This is a genomic window from Hymenobacter mellowenesis (assembly GCF_030581005.1).
Classification (GTDB): Bacteria; Bacteroidota; Bacteroidia; order Cytophagales; family Hymenobacteraceae; genus Hymenobacter; species Hymenobacter mellowenesis.
Window position 1 is genome coordinate 72,093 of record NZ_JAUQSX010000019.1, and the last position, 18,735, is coordinate 90,827.

Here is an 18,735-nt window from a genome sequence, read left to right on the forward strand (position 1 = left end):
ATCTCACTACTCACTACTCACTACTGAGTACTCAATACTAACAAATGTTCCTCCCCATCTTCCTCTTCGAGCTTAAATACCGCCTGCGCCGGCCGGCCACGTGGATATATTTCTTCCTGCTGCTCATCATGGGCGCGCTGCTGACGGCGGCGGCCGGCGGCATTTTCGGCTCCGGCGCCAACGTGAGCATCGGCGGCGACGGCGGCCATGTCAAGGTCAACTCGCCATATTCCATTGCCGGGGCCATTGCCACGCTCAGCTACTTTGGCATCCTCATCACTTCGGCCATCATGGGCAACCCGGTGTACCGGGACTTTGAGCACCGCACGTTTTCGCTGTTCTACACCAAGCCCATCAGCAAGGCCGGCTATTTGGGCGGGCGTTTTTGGGGCTCGTTTGTGATTTGTGCGCTGGTGTTCAGCGGTATTGGCATTGGGGCCTGGCTGGGCAGCGTGCTGCCGGGCACGGAGGCCGACAAGTTCGGGCCGAACCACCTGAGCACCTACGTGTGGCCTTACATCGTGTTTGTGCTGCCCAATATGCTGCTGACGGGCGCCGTGTTTTTCACGCTGGCCACCCTCACGCGCAACATCCTGAGCACCTACATCGGCTCGGTGCTGCTGCTGGTGGCCTACCTCATTGCCCAGTCGTTTTTGCGCGATTTGGACAACATCAATCTCGCCGCCATGCTGGATGCCTTCGGCTCGAGCGCCAGCTACTACACTACTCGCTACTGGACGGCCGCCGAGAAAAACACCCAGCTCACGCCCTTCAGCCACTACATCCTGCTGAACCGGGCCATCTGGCTGGCCGTGGCCGCCGCGCTGCTGGCGTTCTGCTACGCGCGCTTCCGCTTCTCGGCCTTCGCCGCCGATAAGGCCCCTTCCAAAAAAGCCCGCCTCGCCGCATCCCTCGCCGATGGGCTGGTGGCCGCGCCCATGGGCGGGCGGCTGGTGCTGCCGCGCGTCACGCAGCTCTTCAGCCGCGGAATGAACCTACGCCAGTACTGGAGCCTCACCAAGCTGGAGTTTCGGGGCATCGTGCGCAGCGTGTACTTCGTGGCCATCGTGGCGGCGGGCGTCATCTTCCTGCTGGTCAGCGGCTGGCAGGTGGGCAAAATCTACGACACCGCTACCTACCCCGTCACCAACGAGATGGTGGAGCTGCTCAGCGGCACGTTCGCGCTGTTCATCCTCATCATCATCACCTACTACTCGGGCGAGCTGGTGTGGCGGGAGCGCGACGCCGGGGTGGCCCAGATTACCGACGCCCTGCCCGTGCCCAACTGGGTGCCCTTCCTGAGCAAGCTCTCGGCGCTGGGCCTCATTCAGGTGGTGCTGCTGGCCGTGGTGATGGTGTGCGGCATCCTGCTGCAAACCGTGAAAGGCTATTTCAACTACGAGCCCGGGCTGTACATCGAAACGCTGTTCGGCTTCAAGCTCATTGACTACCTGCTGCTGTGCGTGCTGGCCATGCTGGTGCAGGTGATTGTGAACAACAAGTACCTGGGCCACTTCGTGATGGTGCTCTACTACCTGATAAGCATCTTCCAGGGCCAGCTGGGCATCAACCACAAGCTGCTCGACTACGCCGGCAACCCCTACACGCCCTATTCCGACATGAACGGCTATGGCCATTTCGTCACGGGTTTCAGCTGGTTTAAGCTGTACTGGGCGGCCGGGGCGCTGCTACTGGCGCTGGTGGCCAACATCTTCTGGGTGCGGGGCACGGATGCGGCCTTCGTGCGTCGCCGGGCCGAGGCCAGCCGCCGCTGGGGCCGCCCCGCCTGGACGGCCCTCGCCCTGGGCCTGCTCGTGATGCTGGGCGCCGGCAGCTTCATCTTCTACAACACCAACGTCGAAAACACCTACCGCGCGCCCAAGGAAATCGAGAAGCTGCAAGCTAATTACGAGAAAACCTACCGCCGCTATAAAGACCTGGCCCAGCCCCGCCTCGTGGCCGTGAACCTGAAAACCGACCTTTACCCCGCCACCCGGCAGGTCCACATCGAAGGCAGCTTCTGGCTGAAAAACCGCCACGCCACGCCGCTCGATACCATCATCGTCAACGTGCCCTCGGCGGCGCGGGTGCGCAAGCTGGAGCTTGGCCGCCCCGCCACCCTGGTGCTGAATGATACTACCGTCGACCTGCGCTTCTACCGCCTGGCCCAGCCCTTGGCGCCCGGCGACTCGGTGGAAATGACCGCCGTGCTCGACTTCGGTGAAAAGGGCTTCCCCAACTCCGGCTCCAACACCGACATCGTGCAGAACGGCATCTTCATGAACAGCGCCTCCTACCTGCCCGGCATCGGCTACCAGGAGCAGGGCGAGCTGGGCCAGGACGACGTGCGCAAGCGCAACGGCCTCAAGCCCAAAGACCGCCAGGCCCCCGCCACCGATATGAAGGCCCGCCAGAACACCGGCCTGGCCCAGGACGCCGACTGGATTCGCTTCGAAACCATCCTCAGCACCAGCGCCGACCAGCTGGCCGTGGCCCCCGGCCGCTTGCTCAAGGACTGGACGACGGGCAACCGCCGCTACTTCCACTACAAGATGGAGCAGCCCATGCTCAACTTCTACACCTTCCTCTCGGCTCGTTATAAGGTATATAAAGACCAGTGGACGGACTCAGCTGGCCAGCGCGTGGTGCCCATCGAAATCTACTACCAGCCCGGCCACGAGTATAACCTCAAGCGCATGGCCCAGGCCGTAAAGGAGTCGTTTGCCTACTATACGAAGAACTTCGGGCCCTACCAGCACCCACAAGTCCGCATTCTGGAATTTCCGAAGTACGCCAGCTTCGCGCAGAGCTTTGCCGGCACCATTCCCTTCTCCGAGGGCATCGGCTTCATTGCCAAAGTCGACCCCAACGACCCCGAGGACGTGGACTATCCCTTCTACGTGACGGCCCACGAAGTGGCGCACCAGTGGTGGGGCCATCAGGTGGTGGGCGCCGACGTGCAGGGCGGCACCATGCTCATCGAAACCATGGCCCAATATTCGGCCCTGATGGTGATGAAGCATCACTACGGCGCCTACACCATGGGCAAATTCCTGGACTACGAGCTGAACAGCTACCTCAACGGCCGGGCCTTCGAGCAGAAAAAGGAAGTGCCGCTGGCCAAGGTCGAAAACCAGGGCTACATCCACTACCGCAAGGGCTCGGTGGTGATGTATGCGCTGCAGGACTACATCGGCGAGGCCAACGTGAACAAGGCCCTGCACAGCTTCCTGGAGCAGCACAAGTACGAAACCGCGCCTTACTCCACCGCCCCGCAGCTGGTGGCCGAGTTCCGCAAAGTGACGCCCGACTCGCTCCAGAACATGGTCACGGACCTGTTCGACCGCATCACGCTCTACGAAAACCGCCTCACCGACGCCTCCGTGAAGAAGCTGCCCAACGGCCAGTTCCGCGTCAGCATGACCGTGCAAAGCAAGAAGCTGGTGGCCGACAGCCTCGGCACCGAGCGCCCCGGCCCCGAAAACGACTACCTGCCCGTGGCCATCTTCCCCGCCCTCGGCCCCGACAAAAAGCCCGTGCCGCCGCTGCTGCTCACCAAGCGCCGCTTCCACGCCGGCACCAACAAGCTGGAGTTCACCGTCGCCAAAGAGCCCGCCAAAGTCGCCATCGACCCCTACCACGAGTTCGTCGACCGCGTGCAGCAGGACAACAGCAAGGAGGTGAAGCTGTAAGCAGGTAATAACAAGGACGTCATGCAGAGCGCAGCGAAGCATCTCGCGTGTGGTAGTAATTCATCTACTCTCACGACGGAGATGATTCGGCTACGCGGACGCCAGATGAGCATGACGTTCATAAAAGGTGGTAATGCCCAACGAAAAAGCCCCGGCCAACCGGTCGGGGCTTTTTCATTGAGGTTAAATTGGCGGAATTAGCCTTTGCGCACCTGCTTCAGGTCGCGCTTTACTTGCTTTTGAGCGGTTTTGAGGTACTTCTTGAGCTGCTGCTTGCGCGACACCACAATCACCCGGGCATTGGTCAAGCTCACCGTCGATTCTTCTGAGCTAGCGTTGAGCGTCATTTTTTCATCGGCGTAGCCCGCGTAGGTGACCACGGCGGCCAAGGCGCCGGCATTGGCCGGCACGGTGAATTCAAATTCGCCGTCGGCATTGGTCACGGCCATTTGCTTGGTGCCGGTGAGGATAACCACGGCGCCGGGCAGCGGGCCGGCAGGGTTGGTGATTTTGCCGGCTAGCACCACTTTTTCCGTCGAGGCGCTGGTGGGCGTCGGTTCCGTCCTGGCCGATGCGAAGGCCGTGTTGCTGGCATACACCTGGGCTTGGGCGAAGTGAGTGGTCAGGCTGGCAGCGAAAGTCAGGAGAGAGGCGAGCAGGAAAAAAGAGGAGCGCATGAGCAGGAAAAAGGGGCGGTGATTGTTTCGCCGTTGTTGAATGATACAAATGTAGACTTGCACCCAACCCGGTCTTTTGGGGCTTCGTCCAACGATGGGAATTAGCCGGTGAATGCCTCCTTTTTACTAGCCAGTAGAATAGACTGCTTTTTGAAGCCAGCAAACAAATAAAAACCCCGGCCGTGAAAGGTCGGGGTTCTCAGTTTGGGACTGGGTATGCAGAAAGGGAGGTGGTGCTTGAATGCCGTTTTTGGCGGCGGCAGAAGCGTTATTGAGCGGCTTGGGCCATCGTAGCGTTCTTGGTTTTTAGTAAATAGATGGACCCCATGGCCTGCACGGGAGCCAACGTCAGCGTTTGGTCAGGCAAGCCGCCGTAGCCGCAGATAAGCTGCACGGTTTGGGCATCGGCCGGTACCTGCAGCTCAAATTCTCCTTCGGCGTTGGTAACGGCAATGGTGCGGCTGCCCTGCAGCCATACGGTGGCACCCGGCAGGGCACCTCGCTCGTTTTGAATCACGCCGTGCACCATTTTCATCGCCGGCTTCACGGCTGGTTTGCCCACTTCGGGGTCAGAATCGACGGCGGTTTCAGCGGGCTGCGGCGTGTGGTTGTAAGCCAGTTGCGCGCGGCCTGGAAGCGACGTCAGTAGCAGGGCAATGGCTACGACAACAGTTGAAAAGCGGAGGTGGGCGGCGTGTTGCATTAATACAAGTATTAATTGAATGATGCAAACGTACAACATTTTACAACACTTTTACAAATTTCCCTCCCGTTTTTTTTACTTAAATTCTGAGTTTAAAACAATAAATGAGCATCTGAAAATTGAAAAAAGTCCAAAATGCTTCCAACGTGGTCAGAATCATTCTGGACTCGCAAGCGTGACATTCAATAGTTTACAACTGCTAAACGATTTCAATCCGCTTTTGCTCCTGCCGGAAAACCCAATAAGAGTATCCATAGCAGAATGCCGCAGTGCCAAGTATCAGCACAAGCACGGCGGGCGTCACCCAGGCCGTGGGCAACACGAAAGCCAACAAGACCAGCTGCACGCCCGAGAGGCAGAACAGCATGCCGCCAATGCGGTGCGTACGCGCCCACACGGCCGGGCTTTCCAGCGTCCAAGGCGTGCGGATGCCCACGAAATAGTTGGGTTGCACAGTGGTGAGATAGTTGCCCATCAGCCCAAAAAACACGCCTAGCAGCACTGCAAGGCCCTGGGCGGGTGGCGTGCTGGGATGCACGCCCAGGTAGAGACTAAAGCAGGCCAGCCCGCTGAGCAGGCCCACCACCGCCAGCCGAAGCTTCTGGAAATTGGCGTTGCGGCCATCGAGCCGGCGCTTGGGGTCGAGGTAGGGAAGTGCACTGAGCAGCACGGCCGCGCCCAGCGGCAGGCCCAGCGTAAGTAGCCACAGGTGCTCGCGGCCAGTGTAGCCATCGGCCTGTCCGCTGCTATCAAAATGCGTGGGCACCTGGGCCGGCAGTTGCTGCCACACCAATGCCAGATACATAGAGGGCACTACCAGCAGCACCAGCGTAAGTAGCGGCCAAATCAGGTTCTTTTTCATGGATGAAAAGCAAAAATGGGTAATGGGAAAGTGTTAGGATTTGAATTGGTAGAGCCAGCCCAGCAACTCGTCAAACACTGTCATGTTGAGGGTGTAGACCACGAATTGGCCTTGTTTCTGGCTGGTCACAAGCTCGGCCTGGCGCAGCAAGTCGAGGTGGTGGCTGATGGTGGGGGCCGAAAACTGGAACTGCTCGGCAATGGCCCCGGCGGTGGCCGGCCCGGCCCGCAGCCGTTCCAGAATGGCGCGCCGCGTGGGGTCGTTCAGGGCTTTGAAGAGCGCATTCATAAAACCAATTCAATGTTTAGGCAAATGTCTAAATAAAATTGACATAAAAAAGCGCGGCCCCCTAAAAAGGAGCCGCGCCAATAAACTATTTATAGAGGGTAATGATAAGTGCTTACTAAGCAGGCTGCTGCATAGGCGCTTCGGCCGGCTTAGCTGCGGTGCGGCCCCAGGCGCTGCAGCGGGCGCGCATTTCCTGGCGGAATTTCTCGCGGGCATCGGGGGTGAGGTGCTCCATGCGGCCGGCCATGCGCTGCTGCCAAGCTCGTTTCTTGGCCGCCCAGCCGCCGTGCCGCCCACCCCGGAACCCAAACAAAATGCGGCTGAGCACCAGCAGGCCCAAGGTTTGCGCCAACGTGATAACGGGCAGGTGAAACAGCGAAGGCATCAGCCAGTTCCACAACGCCTGGGTGACGAAGGTGGCCACGGCCACAAACAGTGCCGCGAAGAAGAAGAAACGAAGGCCGCGCAGCAGCCAGAATTTACGGTCCATGATATTGTAGTTGTCAGTTGCTGGTTGTCAGTTGTTAGCCGCTGGTGTTGAGAAAGGTATTAGGCCTAACAACTGATAACCAGAAACTAACAACTTAAAAACTAATCGGTGAATAATTCGGTGTACAGTGTTTGGAGGCGCTTGCGCAGGTGCAGCACGGCGTAGTGCTTGCGCGAAATCAGGGTTTTGAGCGGCACGTCGGTTTCTTCCTCCATCTCGCGGAAGGTTTTGTCTTCCAGTTCGTGCCACACAAATACTTCACGCTGGGCGGCTGGCAGTTCGGCCAGCGCTTCCGACAACGCTTCCATCAGGGTTTCGCGGAGCAGGCGGTTTTCGGGCGAGTCGTCGGCGGCGGGCAGCAGGTCGGCCAGCAGGAGGCCTTCGCCGTCGTCGTTGGCTTCGGCCGCGCCGAAGGCTTCTTCAAGGCTCACCGGCCGCTTGCGGCGGTAGAGGTCGGTGATGCGGTTGCGGGCCACCCGGAAGAGCCAGGCTGCCGCCTGCTCCACGGGCTTGAGCAGCCGGTAGCTTTCCACGAGCTCGGCGAAAACGTCCTGCAGCAGGTCTTCGGCCTCGGCTTCGTCGGGGATGCGGCGCCGGATGAACTGCAGCAGCCGCGGCCGTTGCTGGCGCACGGCGTCCGCAATCTGGCGGTCCTGTTGGGCCGCCGTCATTGGCGCAAGGGAGGAGGGGAGCGAAAGTGCCATGGTTGTCATTCTGAACAAACAGACGCGGGCCCTTCGAAATTACTTTAAGTTTTTTTGGGAGGGCATCAAAATGCCGTTGAACGTCATGCAGAGCGCAGCGAAGCATCTTGCCCGCCGCCACCAATCTTTTTCCTGGCGATTGAATTACTTGCTACGGGCAAGATGCTTCGCTGCGCTCTGCATGACGTTCCTTGTATGTACAGCGCCCCGCAAAATCAACCCCTGATTTTTCGTTTTTCAGGGTACCTTTGCCGGCCGGCCGGCTGCACAGCCCTTTCGCCGCTTCTTTGCGCATGGACCCCACCGTTTCCCAAACCATCCCCGAAGTCATTCGGACCGTTCCGCTTCAGTACTACGTGTTTTTCGCCTCGGCTCTGTTTGCCATTGGCGTCACGGGCGTGCTGGTGCGGCGCAACGCCATCATTATTTTCATGTGCATTGAGCTCATGCTCAACGCTGTGAATATCCTGCTGACGGCCTTTTCGGCCTACCGTGCCGATGCCAACGGGCAGATTTTCGTGTTCTTCATCATGGCCGTGGCCGCCGCCGAAGTCTCGGTGGGCCTGGGCATCATCGTCATGATTTACCGCAACTACCAGACCACCGATGTCAACCTACTTAGCAGGTTGAAGTGGTAAATCGACGTCTGTCATTGCGGGTGGAGCGCAGCGAAATGCGGCAATCCGTCCTCCCAATGCGACCAGCCTAATCATGTGACAAGCCCCGAAAAGGCAAGTCAGCTAAGTGTGTCACTCCTCAAAGTGACTGAGAGTTAGAGGACGGATTGCCGCGTTTCGCTGCGCTCCACTCGCAATGACAAATTGCCCCAAGTACAATGCAAGAAACCGTTCTCCCCGGCGCCAACGCCCCGTATTCCACGTTTCTCTACGTTCTCATTCCGCTGCTGCCCTTTCTGGGCTTCCTCATTAACGGGCTGCTGAACAAGAAGCTGTCTGGCACCGTGGCCGGGCTTATCGGCAGTGCCACCGTGCTGGGCTCGTTCCTGATTTCGGTGATGCTGTTCCTAAATTTCCAGTACCAGTACACCGTCCAACTGTTTGACTGGATTTCGGTGGGCTCTCTGCAAATTCCCTTCCAGTACCAGATTGACCAGCTTAGCCTGATAATGCTGCTGCTGGTGACGGGGGTGGGGTTCCTGATTCACGTCTACAGTATCGGCTACATGCACCACGACGAAAACGTGGGCAAGTTCTTTAGTTTCCTGAACCTATTCATTTTCAGCATGCTGCTGTTGGTGATGGGCGCCAACTTTGTCATCCTTTTCATCGGTTGGGAAGGCGTGGGCTTGTGCTCCTACCTGCTCATTGGCTTCTGGAACAAGAACACCAGCTACAACAACGCCGCCAAAAAAGCCTTCATCATCAACCGCATCGGTGACTTGGGTTTCCTGCTCGGCATCTTTCTGATTTACCTCACCTTCAATTCCGTCCAGTACGCCGAGGTGTTCCAAAAGGCCTCGCTAGGCCAGTTCGGCACGTATGGCGTGGGCATCTGCACGGCTATCACGCTGCTGCTGTTTGTGGGCGCGATGGGTAAGTCGGCGCAGTTGCCGCTTTATACCTGGCTGCCCGACGCCATGGCCGGCCCCACGCCAGTTTCGGCCCTCATCCACGCCGCAACCATGGTGACGGCCGGCATCTACATGGTGCTGCGGGCCAACGTGTTGTTCACCCTCTCGCCCGATACGCTGCAGGTAGTGGCCATTGTGGGCGCGGCCACGGCACTGTTTGCCGCCACCATCGGCTTGGCGCAGAACGACATTAAGAAAGTGCTGGCTTACTCCACGGTTTCGCAGCTGGGCTATATGTTCCTGGCGCTGGGCGTGATGGGTTATTCCACGGCTCTGTTTCACGTCCTTACCCACGCCTTCTTCAAGGCGCTGATGTTCCTCGGGGCCGGTTCCGTGATTCACGCTATGAGCAACGAGCAGGACCTGCGCCGTATGGGTGGCCTACGCAAGGCGCTGCCCATCACCTTCTTCACGTTCCTCATTGGCTGCCTGGCCATTTCGGGCATTCCGCCGTTCTCGGGCTTCTTCTCCAAAGACGAAATCCTGGCGCACGCCTTCGAGCACAACAAAATGCTGTGGGCCATGGGCTTGCTCACGGCCTTCCTGACGGCCTTCTACATGTTCCGCCTGCTGTTCCTGGCCTTCTTTGGCGAGTTCCGTGGCACCGAGGAGCAGAAGCATCACCTGCACGAGTCGCCGGCTTCGATGACGTTCCCGCTCATCATTCTGGCCATTCTGGCGGCTGTGGGCGGCTTTATGGGCGCGCCCATGTTTACCGGCGGGCACCACTACCTGGCCGAATATCTGGCTCCAATTTTCACCTACTCACAGCGCCTGCTGCCGGAAGTTTTCTCGGCCAAGCCTGACGAGCACACCGAGTTGATGCTCATGATTGCCTCGGTGGCCGCTGGTCTGCTGGGTATCACCCTGGCCTACGTGATGTACGTGGCCCGCGCCACGCGCCCGGCCGAAGACGAGGCACACCGCTCGGCCCCCGAGAGCCTAGTGTACCACAAGTACTACATCGATGAGCTGTATAACACCCTGTTTACGCGGCCGGTGATGTGGCTCTCGACGGGCCTCTACAAGTTTGTGGAAAACGGCATCATCAACCCCGCCGTGGGCATTTTTGGCCGCGCCGTGAACGGCGGTGGCGCCCTGCTGCGCTACGTGCAAACGGGTGCCGTGGAAACCTACCTTATTTTGATGGTTATCGGCATCGTACTGATTCTGGGCCTGAACTTTGGTCGGCTGTAAGCTTAAAAATCTGTGAAAAGCGTGCGCAATATGAAAACCTGGACGGAGCGACTGCTGATGGTTTTGCTGATTGGTGCCGTAGGCGCTTGCGCCCCCGACAAGCCTAAGGCGCAGGACGTCAACCCGCGCGACCATTTTGTGGGCGAGTGGAAAAGCGACGATACCAATTCCCAGACGCATACCCGCATCCAGCGCTCCGGCGACAATTTCTTTATTCACGAAGGCCTAAACGACCTGACGGGCATCTACGATTCCACGGCCCAGGCCATTATGATTGATAACGGGGTGAAGAAAATCCCTGTCAAATACCTGCCCGAAACCGACCAGATATTAGTGAGTGGAGGCAGCCGGGATGCCAAATTTTCGCGGGTAAAAAAGTAAGTGCCGACCAGTCTTCGGCTATCACCGGGCCAGCGCAAATGCGCTGGCCTTGTGCGTTGTGCAGGTGACGTTGGGCCGTGAAAAGCGGTACCTGAAAGTGAGGACACCGGCTGATTTCTAAATATTTAATTTGTTGGTAGCAGCAGTAGCGCTGAAGCGGTGAGCAACTTTTTCGTGTGAATAAGGTATAGCAGCACATCCAAAACGGCCCGGCGGGCCGGATGCGGATTTGTGCTTCTTTTCCCATCATCACTAAAAAATATGCTCTCGAAACCTCAACTCCTTCGTGGTGTTGCACTCGGGGCCGTCATGCTTGGCATGGCAGCTCCGCACGCGCAGGCCCAAACCGCCGACAAAAAGACGGCCATCAGCGGCTGGGTCAGCTCGCTGCAGTACACCGGCAACCTGGGCACCGACTTCTGGAAGCTCAGCGGCGTCGACATTGAAGTGGGCGGCGGCGGCGGCATCACGCGCTACCTCTCGCCTTCGTTCGACCTGGGCGTGTTCGGCAACTACGAGACGTATAAGTTCTCGTCGATGATTAAGCCCGGCGAAAATTTCGAAGCCCGCGTGGGCATGATTGATTTGGGCCTAAAGCTCAAACTGAACAACGGCAAGATTCTGAAAGAAAATTCTTTCATTCAGCCTTACTTGATGGCCGGGCCGGGTTTGTTCATCGCCAACAGCACGGGCCGCTCTACTACCCTGGGCCAGGCAGCGCCTTCCACGTTCTTCCGCCAAATCCGGCGCGGCGAAGTGTTTGGCGCGGCGGGCCTGCGTTTCCGGCTCTCGGAGTCGGTGTTTGCCGATGTGCAGACGGGCTATTACTACCCTTTCACCGATGAGGTGGACGGTGTGGTACAGAACGAAGTAGACAGCCGCAACGACCGGTTTCTGCGTCATCAGGCCGGCATCACGGTGGCCTTCGGCCAGATGAAGGACGAGGATAAGGACGGTGTTTCGGACAAGAAGGACAAGTGCCCCGGCACGCCCGCTGGCGTGGCTGTGGACCCCAACGGCTGCCCGCTCGATAAGGACGGCGACGGCGTGCCCGACTACCAGGACAAGTGCCCCGACGTGAAAGGCGTAGCCGCCCTGCAAGGCTGCCCCGACCGCGACGGTGACGGCGTGACCGATGCCGAAGACGCCTGCCCCGATACCCCCGGCAAGGCCGAGCTGAAAGGCTGCCCCGACGCCGACAACGACGGTGTGATTGACCAGAACGACAAGTGCCCCGGCACCCCGGCTGGTGTGCGCGTGGATGCCAACGGCTGCCCGCTTGACCGCGACGGCGATGGTGTGCCCGACTACCAGGACCGTTGCCCCGACCGCGCCGGCCCCGCTTCGAACCGTGGCTGCCCCGAGATTAAAGCTGAAGCCAAAAAGCGTCTGCAGGAAGCCACGAAATTCATCAACTTTGAATTCAATAAGGCCGTGCTGCTGCCCAGCTCGTACCCGACCCTGAAAGACCTGGCCGCCCTCATGTCGGAATACCCCGACTACACCATGAGCATTGCGGGCCATACCGACAGCAAAGGCGCTGACGACTACAACCTGCGCCTCTCGTACGATCGCGCTGCTTCGGCCCGCACCTACATGCTGAGCCAGGGCGTGCCGGCCGACCGCATCGAATCTCGCGGCTACGGCGAAACCAAGCCGATTGCCGACAACGCCAAAGCTGCTGGCCAGGCCCTGAACCGCCGCGTGGAATTCGACCTCTACCTCACCGGTGAGCCCAACTCGGCCGAGGTGAAGTATGGCCCCGCGCCCACTATCTCGGAGCTGGAGAAAACGCCGGAAGGCCGTCCCACTGCCGGTAAGGCGCCCGTGAAGAAGGCCCCGGCCAAGAAGGCTCCGGTTAAAAAAGCCCCCGTTAAGCGCAAGTAAACGGAACGGTTAAGTAAGGAAAAGGCCCGCTCTCATCAGAGCGGGCCTTTTTTTGTTGTCTATGTATTAACGCGAATTGGAATTGCGAGGTCCCATGCTGTGGCAACCGAAGGACGGCGTGGCTAATCCGTCTTGTTTTCTGTGACAGACCTATTAATTTGACAAAGTTTTAAAACGTGAGAAGCTCCAATACTGCGTGTTATTTGAGCTTTTTGCTAAAAGGAAGTGACTGGTGTTAAGATGACGGATTAGCTACGTTGTCCTTCGGTTGCTACGGGCTACGCCTTCGCAATGACAGGGCTGCCTCGCAATGACAACTCGCAATGACAAAACTGACTACTGTACCGCATACGTGACTGCCAGGTAGTACAGACCGCCCACGCTAGGGCCGCCGAGGTAGGACACATAATATTGGTTCAGCACATTGCTGGCGCCGAGCTTAAGCCGCACCGGCGCGGCGGGCACGGCATAGCTCAGCTGGGCATCGAGGGTGGCGTAGGCGGGCACGTTGCCGTTCACCAGGAAGGTTTGGGAATAGTAGCCCTGCTGCCAGCGGTAGTTGAGGCCGAAACCGAGGTGGTGGTAGGCATTTTCGTTGGCCAGGCTCAGGTTGTAAGTCCAGCGCGGGGTGTTGAAGCCGTCTTCCAGGCCGTCGCCGTTGGTGGTGCGGTCGAGGCGGGCGTAGGTGGTATTAGCCCCGAGGAGGTAGCCGTGCGCCGTTTCGTAGCGCAGCCCCAGAGAGCCACCGTAGTTATACACCTGGCTGCGGGAATTGGTCCAGAGGCGGTAGCGAGCTTGGCCGGTGCGGGCGTTCAGGGCCGTGGCAATGGTGTTGAGGTCGGTGCCGGCAGTGAGGGGCGCGCCGGCGCTGGTTTGGGGCACGTAGGCTTCGACCTGGGCAATGAAGTCGCGGTAGGAGTTGGAGTAGAAATCCACGTCGAGTCCCAGCCGGCCCGCCTTGCCGAAAGCTGCTTTATAGCCAATTTCAAACGAACGGATGTACTCCGGCTGGAGGTAGGTGTACGGGTTTTTTACCAGCATTCCCTGGTTTTCGGCAATGGCCTGCTGCCGCTTCTGGGCCGCCGTTGCCGCCGAGGTATTGGCATTGATGGCGGCCGTCACGGCCGTATTGAATGCATCGATGCTGGTGCGCAGGTAGCTGTTTTCAAACACCCCGTCCGACATCACCCGCAGCCCGCCAATGCGCTTCACCTGCCCGCTGTTCACGTTTGAAAAACCCTCAAATAAGCTCGGGAAACGGTAGCCACTCTGGTAGCTGAGGCGGAAATTCTGCCGCTGCGTGGGGGAGAACACGGCCGTGAGGCGCGGGTTGAATTTGGTGTCGAAGTAGTCGTTCTTATCGGCCCGCAGCGTGGCGGTGAGGCGCAGCTTATCGGCCAGCAGCCGGCCGCCGGCCTGCACAAATCCGCCGGTTTTCGAGTAAGTAAGGTTGTCGGCCAGTGGGTCGCGGCCGGGGTTGGGGTTGATGAAATAGTTGCCGTCGGGCACGACGATGTAGGTGCGGTGGTCGGCCCCGGCCAGCAAGTCGAGGGCGGCGGGCAGGGCGTGGCCGCCGCGCCGCAGGGCTTCGGCCAGGTTCACCTGGGTTTCGGCGTGGAGCAGGTCGGCGCGCACGCGCAGGGCCGCGCCCTGGTCCCAGTTGTTGATGCCCTGCAGCTCGCTCAGGCGCTGGTCGAAGGCCGCGGTGCCGGGCTGCAGGCGGCCGGCATCGGCAGCGGTGCGGGCGGTGGCGTGGGCCGTGGCCACGGGCTGGCCGGCCGCTACGGCGCCGTTCCAGGCGCTGGTGTAGTCGGCGTTCCATTGCGCGTCGGGCTTGAAGCTGCGGTCGATGTTTTCGCCCATCGAGCGCAGGTTGTAGCTCTGGCCGGTGTTTTCGCGGGTGAGGTAGGCGCGGGCCTGCACCACGGGCGTGGTGAGGGCCAGGGCGTGCTGCTGCAGGCGGTAGTCTTGCAGGCGGAAGCGGTTCGAGCGCTGGTACACGTTGTCGAACCCAGCCACGCGGTAGGTGTAGGCCAGCTCCGTGCCGGGCCGGAAGCGGTAGTGCACGGCCGCGTCGGCCTTCAGCACCTTGAGGTTGTAATCGACCAAATCCCGTTCATCATACCCGGTGCGGGCCACCGAATACTGCTTGCCGCCCAGCGTGAGCGTACTCCGGTCCGACGACTCGTTGCCGTAGCGGTTCACTTGGTCCGCGGCCGGGTTGTCGGCCCCGAACAGGCCGGTGGTGGCGTTGCCGGTCGGGTTGAGGTCGGTCTGGTCGTTGGCCACCCAGTCGTAGGCCCGCAGGTAAGTAGCATTGATTTTGAATGCTAACCTATCGGCCACCAGTACTTTGGCGTAGCGCACACTGGTTTCTGAGTAGATATGCTCCGGCGAGCTGCCCGCGCCCAGCGTCCGCACGTTCGGGTCGTTGAGGTGGTTGAGGCCCGTCTGCTGCCGCACGCTCAGCCCTTCGGAATTAAACGGGTTTTTCGTCTGGAAATTCGCCAGCCCGTTGATGGCGTTTAGCCCGTAGAGCGCCGAGGCCGTGCCCGGCACGATTTCTACCGCGCTGATGTCCAAATCGCTAGGTCCCAGCACATTTCCAATCGGTCCGCCAATGTGCGGCGCCTGGTTGTCCACGCCATCCACCAGCTGGGAGAAGCGCACGTTGGTGGTGTTGGCGAACCCGCGGGCATTAATTACCTTAAAGCCCAGACTGGGCGTAATCACCTGCACGCCTTTTAAATGCTCAATGGCGTCGAAAAACGACGGCGCCGGCGTAAGGCGTATGGCCCGGGCGTTGAGCTTTTCCACCGTCACCGGTGACTGTAGAAAGCTCTCCTCCACCCGCGAAGCCGACACCACTACTTCTTCCAGATGGAGGTTTTGGCGAGCGGTGTCAGCCGGGGCAATGGTCTGAGCTTGAATGGTAAAGGCTGGAACGAGCCCGGCAGGCAGCAGCGCGAATCGCGCGCCCTTGAGTAGGCGTGGTAGCATAAGGGAGTGGTGAATGAATTGTAGAGACGCGACACTTCGCATCTTCTCGTTAGACGATGCCCGAACGGCGCGGTACCGGAGATGCGAAGTGTCGCGTTTCTACATTTTTTTGGCCTGCACGATGCGCAGGCTTTGCACCTGGCGCACGCATCGGCCCATTTTCTTCTCGTCGGGCACGATGATTTGATAGGGGCCGGCTTGAGCAGGCAGGGGCTGGCCATCGCAGCGGTCGGCTAGCAGCACGGTGCGCGTGGCAAAGTCCGGGCTCAGCTCGGCGAGGGCGAAGACGGCATGGTAGCCATCGGCAGCGCTTATTTGCACGTAGTGGGCCATGCCTTTGCCGGGCAGTTTGGCGGGGCTAAGGTCGGCGCCGGCTGCCGTGAGAACGGCGTAGAGCGCGGCGCCGGAGTAGGTGTGCGGCTTGCCGTCGTGGTCAGGCCGGCTCACTTCCAGGCGGGGCAGCCTAGCCAGGTCGGCTGGACTGAGGCGGGCCGGCCGGGCCAGATTGGCCCCGCTTACCTGCACCCCGGTCGGGGCGGTGGTTTGGGCATTGGCTGTTGCGGAAAGGCACAGCAGCCCTACCAGAGCCGGAAAGAAGCGAAAGAGCCGGAAGGCGGCAGCAGTAACAGATAGCATTAAGTCGGCGCGAATAGAATGGCGTTATGTCGGCGAAGATATAACGCTCCGCGGCTTCCTCAACGGTCCTGCAGCCGGTTTGTTTCGAGCGCCATGAATTCCTGAAACCGCGCCTGCAGAGCTTTAAACTCCGCAATGGCCGCCTGGCCGGCCTCAGTCACAGCGGCTCCGCCACCTTTGCTGCCGCCGGTTTGGGTGGCCACCAGCGGTGTACTGGCCTGCGCATTGAGGGAGCTCACTAAGTCCCAGGCCCGCTTGTAGGACATGCCCATGGCCTGCGCCGCCTTCGAGATGGAGCCCAGCGCGGCAATGTGCTCCAGCAACTCCAGCCGGCCGATACCAAGGAAGCGGCCGTCCTCGCTTTCGAGCCAGAGGCGGCCGTTGAGGCGGTAGGTTTTGGTGGGCAGGAGCAGGGTTTTCATGGGGCAAAGATGCGGCACCGGCGGCGACTGCTGGCAGTTGGTGTGCTAAGATGAGCCGGCGATACAAAGGGTGAAAAAGGCTATTGGATACAAATGGGGTCATTTTTTGCCTGAATATTAGCTACATAGTCCGGCACCTTCGATGCGGAAGGCACCCGGCGCTACCTTCGGGCTTGGCCGCGCCGCTGGCCTGAGAAGCTGCTTTAGGCCACTACTGCTCGGTTCAAAAAATTAACTCATGCCCGTCATCGACAAAATAGCCTGGCTGCACCTGCACAACGGCACCGTGCTCAGCACGCGCAGCCACGGCAAAGACCGGTACTACTTCCCCGGTGGCAAGCGCGAGCCCGGCGAAACTGACGCCCAAACACTGCTCCGCGAAATCCGGGAAGAACTGACCGTGGCCCTCGACCCTACCAGCCTGGAGCACGTCGGCACCTGGGAGGCGCCCGCCCACGGCCACCCCGCCGGGGTGCTGGTGCGCATGACGTGCTACTACGCCCGCTACACCGGCCAGCTGCAGCCGGCAGCCGAAATCGCAGAGGTTGTATGGCTGAGCTACCGACACCGGGCCGAGGTATCGGCCGTCGACCAGCTGATTTTTGACTGGCTGCGGGCGCAGAGTTTGTTGGCTGATTGAGCGGCAGCGCGGGGCGGCGCCCGGCTGGTACGCAACCAATTCCGGTTGGGGAAGTAAAATCAGGAGGCCCGCCGGATGCCCGGCCGGCCTTGCGCGCTTATTTATTTCCTCCATTTATGACCTTCGATAATTCCCGCTGGCTGCTGGCCGGCCTTGCTCTGCTGGCCAGCTGCGGCGGCCCCAGCAAAGAAGAAAAACAGGAAGCCCAGGCCAATACGCCGGCCCAAACCGTGGAAACCCCCGTGGCCGATTCGGTGAAGCTGCCCGCGCCTTACGTCACGAAATCGGTCACGCGCCGCGTCGAGATACAGCCCTGGCCCGCCGGCCGTACGCCCACCGCGCCCGCCGGTTTCACGGTGCAGGAATACGCCGGCAAGTTTGAAAGCCCACGCTGGATGTACGTGGCCCCCAATGGTGACGTGCTGGTGGCCGAAGCCAGTACCATCCCCACCACCATGACCAAAAAAGTGGCCGCCGAGCTGAAGCTGGACAAGTCCCGCTCGCTGCGCGACCACAGCGCCAACCGCATCACGCTCCTGCGCGACACCAACAAAGACGGCAAGCCCGACCTGCGTACCACCTTTGTGGACGGGCTCAGCCAGCCGTTCGGCATGCTCATTATTGGCAACAATTTCTATGTGGCCAATACCGACGGCGTGCTGCGCTTCCCCTACCAGCCCGGCGCCACCAAGATTACCGGCGACGGCCAGCGCATCCTCGACCTGCCCAAGGGCGGCTACAACAACCACTGGACCCGCAACCTGCTGGCCAACGCCGACAACTCCAAAATTTACGTGACGGTGGGCTCGGGCTCCAACGTGCAGGAGCACGGCTCGGCCAACGAAGTGCGCCGGGCCAACATTCTCGAAATCAACCCCGACGGCACCGGCGAAAAAATCTACGCCAGCGGCCTGCGCAACCCCATCGGCCTGCAGTGGCAGCCCGGCACCCAGAAGCTGTGGACTGTGGTGAACGAGCGCGACGAACTGGGCGATGAGCTGGTGCCGGATTACTTCACCAGCGTGAAGCAGGGCGGCTTCTACGGCTGGCCCTACGCCTACTACGGCCAGAATGAAGAGCCCCGCCGCAAGAACGAGCGGCCCGACCTAGTGAGCAAAACCCTGGTGCCCGACGTGCCGCTGGGCGCCCACGTAGCCGCCCTAGGCCTCACTTTTTACGACAAAGACGCCTTTCCGGCCAAGTACCGCAACGGCGCTTTCATCGGCGAGCACGGCTCCTGGAACCGCTCGCAGTTCTCCGGCTACAAGGTGGTATTCGTGCCCTTCGAGAACGGCAAGCCCGGCAAGCCGGAAGATTTCCTGACCGGTTTCCTGGTCGGGGGCGACTCAAAAGACGCCTACGGCCGCCCCGTGGGCGTAGCCACCCTGCCCGACGGCTCCCTGCTGGTAGCCGATGATGCCGCCGACCGCATCTGGCGCGTGAGCGCGGCGAAGTAGCCGGGTTTTTTTGAGTTTTGGAGTGAAAAGACCGTCATGCTGAGCGCAGCCGAAGCATCTCTACCACGAGAGTAATCCCAATCGACAGGAATTACTATTGCAGTAGAG

Annotated in this window: 16 protein-coding genes; 7 read left to right on the forward strand and 9 right to left on the reverse strand. The window is 60.2% G+C overall.

Annotated features, from left to right (window positions below; genetic code table 11):
* Positions 1-44: 44 nt before the first annotated feature.
* A complete protein-coding gene (locus tag Q5H92_RS25050; RefSeq protein WP_305014319.1) occupies positions 45-3,692 on the forward strand; it encodes an ABC transporter permease/M1 family aminopeptidase in 3,648 nt (1,215 codons plus the stop codon).
* Between the two features lie 197 nt (positions 3,693-3,889).
* On the opposite strand, the gene Q5H92_RS25055 is transcribed toward Q5H92_RS25050, so the two are convergent.
* The 6 genes from Q5H92_RS25055 to Q5H92_RS25080 all read right to left on the reverse strand — a co-directional run bounded on the left by Q5H92_RS25055 (position 3,890) and on the right by Q5H92_RS25080 (position 7,416).
* Positions 3,890-4,369, reverse strand: a complete 480-nt coding sequence (locus Q5H92_RS25055) for a carboxypeptidase-like regulatory domain-containing protein (RefSeq protein ID WP_305014320.1) — start codon at positions 4,367-4,369, stop codon at positions 3,890-3,892.
* A 268-nt stretch (positions 4,370-4,637) separates the two neighbouring features.
* Positions 4,638-5,072 carry a carboxypeptidase-like regulatory domain-containing protein gene (locus Q5H92_RS25060; RefSeq protein WP_305014321.1) on the reverse strand — a complete coding sequence of 145 codons (435 nt, stop codon included), beginning with the start codon at positions 5,070-5,072 and terminating at the stop codon, positions 4,638-4,640.
* 199 nt (positions 5,073-5,271) lie between these two features.
* The gene (locus tag Q5H92_RS25065) at positions 5,272-5,934 is read right to left on the reverse strand and encodes an SdpI family protein (RefSeq protein ID WP_305014322.1); all 663 of its coding nucleotides are present in this window, start codon (positions 5,932-5,934) and stop codon (positions 5,272-5,274) included.
* A gap of 33 nt (positions 5,935-5,967) precedes the next feature.
* A complete protein-coding gene (locus Q5H92_RS25070; RefSeq protein WP_305014323.1) occupies positions 5,968-6,222 on the reverse strand; it encodes an autorepressor SdpR family transcription factor in 255 nt (84 codons plus the stop codon).
* Between the two features lie 115 nt (positions 6,223-6,337).
* Positions 6,338-6,712, reverse strand: coding sequence for a hypothetical protein (locus Q5H92_RS25075; protein WP_305014324.1), 375 nt, complete (start codon positions 6,710-6,712; stop codon positions 6,338-6,340).
* A gap of 101 nt (positions 6,713-6,813) precedes the next feature.
* On the reverse strand, positions 6,814-7,416 hold the full coding sequence (locus Q5H92_RS25080; RefSeq protein WP_305014325.1) for an RNA polymerase sigma factor: 603 nt from the start codon (positions 7,414-7,416) through the stop codon (positions 6,814-6,816).
* Between the two features lie 293 nt (positions 7,417-7,709).
* Here Q5H92_RS25080 and nuoK point away from each other — a divergent pair, with 293 nt between their 5' ends.
* From nuoK to Q5H92_RS25100, 4 genes are all read left to right on the forward strand, one after another.
* On the forward strand, positions 7,710-8,054 hold the full coding sequence (gene nuoK, locus Q5H92_RS25085; RefSeq protein ID WP_305014326.1) for an NADH-quinone oxidoreductase subunit NuoK: 345 nt from the start codon (positions 7,710-7,712) through the stop codon (positions 8,052-8,054).
* A 197-nt stretch (positions 8,055-8,251) separates the two neighbouring features.
* Positions 8,252-10,204, forward strand: coding sequence for an NADH-quinone oxidoreductase subunit L (gene nuoL, locus Q5H92_RS25090; protein ID WP_305014327.1), 1,953 nt, complete (start codon positions 8,252-8,254; stop codon positions 10,202-10,204).
* Positions 10,205-10,234: 30 nt separating this feature from the next.
* Positions 10,235-10,585 carry a hypothetical protein gene (locus Q5H92_RS25095; RefSeq protein ID WP_305014328.1) on the forward strand — a complete coding sequence of 117 codons (351 nt, stop codon included), beginning with the start codon at positions 10,235-10,237 and terminating at the stop codon, positions 10,583-10,585.
* A 318-nt stretch (positions 10,586-10,903) separates the two neighbouring features.
* Positions 10,904-12,472: an OmpA family protein gene (locus Q5H92_RS25100; protein WP_305014329.1), complete on the forward strand. Its 1,569-nt coding sequence runs from the start codon at positions 10,904-10,906 to the stop codon at positions 12,470-12,472.
* A gap of 336 nt (positions 12,473-12,808) precedes the next feature.
* Here Q5H92_RS25100 and Q5H92_RS25105 read toward each other — a convergent pair whose 3' ends face one another.
* The 3 genes from Q5H92_RS25105 to Q5H92_RS25115 form a co-directional block, all read right to left on the reverse strand.
* Positions 12,809-15,472: a TonB-dependent receptor gene (locus tag Q5H92_RS25105; protein WP_305014330.1), complete on the reverse strand. Its 2,664-nt coding sequence runs from the start codon at positions 15,470-15,472 to the stop codon at positions 12,809-12,811.
* Positions 15,473-15,571: 99 nt separating this feature from the next.
* Positions 15,572-16,108 (reverse strand): molybdopterin-binding protein, encoded by a 537-nt coding sequence (locus tag Q5H92_RS25110; RefSeq protein ID WP_305014331.1) that lies wholly within the window; start codon positions 16,106-16,108, stop codon positions 15,572-15,574.
* A 59-nt stretch (positions 16,109-16,167) separates the two neighbouring features.
* Positions 16,168-16,530 (reverse strand): winged helix-turn-helix domain-containing protein, encoded by a 363-nt coding sequence (locus Q5H92_RS25115; protein WP_305014332.1) that lies wholly within the window; start codon positions 16,528-16,530, stop codon positions 16,168-16,170.
* A 238-nt stretch (positions 16,531-16,768) separates the two neighbouring features.
* Between Q5H92_RS25115 and Q5H92_RS25120 the strand changes: the two genes are divergently transcribed.
* Together Q5H92_RS25120 and Q5H92_RS25125 are read left to right on the forward strand one after the other, a co-directional pair.
* Positions 16,769-17,170: an NUDIX hydrolase gene (locus Q5H92_RS25120; RefSeq protein WP_305014333.1), complete on the forward strand. Its 402-nt coding sequence runs from the start codon at positions 16,769-16,771 to the stop codon at positions 17,168-17,170.
* A 116-nt stretch (positions 17,171-17,286) separates the two neighbouring features.
* Positions 17,287-18,627 carry a PQQ-dependent sugar dehydrogenase gene (locus Q5H92_RS25125; protein ID WP_305014334.1) on the forward strand — a complete coding sequence of 447 codons (1,341 nt, stop codon included), beginning with the start codon at positions 17,287-17,289 and terminating at the stop codon, positions 18,625-18,627.
* The last annotated feature ends 108 nt before the right edge of the window (positions 18,628-18,735 follow it).

Bases quoted from the DNA above. Each gene is read 5' to 3' on its own strand.
- Q5H92_RS25110 (WP_305014331.1), bottom strand. From the start codon at position 16,108: ATGCTATCTGTTACTGCTGCCGCCTTCCGGCTCTTTCGCTTCTTTCCG.
- Q5H92_RS25075 (WP_305014324.1), bottom strand. From the start codon at position 6,712: ATGGACCGTAAATTCTGGCTGCTGCGCGGCCTTCGTTTCTTCTTCTTC.
- Q5H92_RS25050 (WP_305014319.1), top strand. From the start codon at position 45: ATGTTCCTCCCCATCTTCCTCTTCGAGCTTAAATACCGCCTGCGCCGG.
- Q5H92_RS25055 (WP_305014320.1), bottom strand. From the start codon at position 4,369: ATGCGCTCCTCTTTTTTCCTGCTCGCCTCTCTCCTGACTTTCGCTGCC.
- nuoL (WP_305014327.1), top strand. From the start codon at position 8,252: ATGCAAGAAACCGTTCTCCCCGGCGCCAACGCCCCGTATTCCACGTTT.
- Q5H92_RS25100 (WP_305014329.1), top strand. From the start codon at position 10,904: ATGGCAGCTCCGCACGCGCAGGCCCAAACCGCCGACAAAAAGACGGCC.
- Q5H92_RS25070 (WP_305014323.1), bottom strand. From the start codon at position 6,222: ATGAATGCGCTCTTCAAAGCCCTGAACGACCCCACGCGGCGCGCCATT.
- Q5H92_RS25080 (WP_305014325.1), bottom strand. From the start codon at position 7,416: ATGGCACTTTCGCTCCCCTCCTCCCTTGCGCCAATGACGGCGGCCCAA.
- Q5H92_RS25105 (WP_305014330.1), bottom strand. From the start codon at position 15,472: ATGCTACCACGCCTACTCAAGGGCGCGCGATTCGCGCTGCTGCCTGCC.
- nuoK (WP_305014326.1), top strand. From the start codon at position 7,710: ATGGACCCCACCGTTTCCCAAACCATCCCCGAAGTCATTCGGACCGTT.
- Q5H92_RS25115 (WP_305014332.1), bottom strand. From the start codon at position 16,530: ATGAAAACCCTGCTCCTGCCCACCAAAACCTACCGCCTCAACGGCCGC.
- Q5H92_RS25125 (WP_305014334.1), top strand. From the start codon at position 17,287: ATGACCTTCGATAATTCCCGCTGGCTGCTGGCCGGCCTTGCTCTGCTG.
- Q5H92_RS25095 (WP_305014328.1), top strand. From the start codon at position 10,235: ATGAAAACCTGGACGGAGCGACTGCTGATGGTTTTGCTGATTGGTGCC.
- Q5H92_RS25060 (WP_305014321.1), bottom strand. From the start codon at position 5,072: ATGCAACACGCCGCCCACCTCCGCTTTTCAACTGTTGTCGTAGCCATT.
- Q5H92_RS25120 (WP_305014333.1), top strand. From the start codon at position 16,769: ATGCCCGTCATCGACAAAATAGCCTGGCTGCACCTGCACAACGGCACC.
- Q5H92_RS25065 (WP_305014322.1), bottom strand. From the start codon at position 5,934: ATGAAAAAGAACCTGATTTGGCCGCTACTTACGCTGGTGCTGCTGGTA.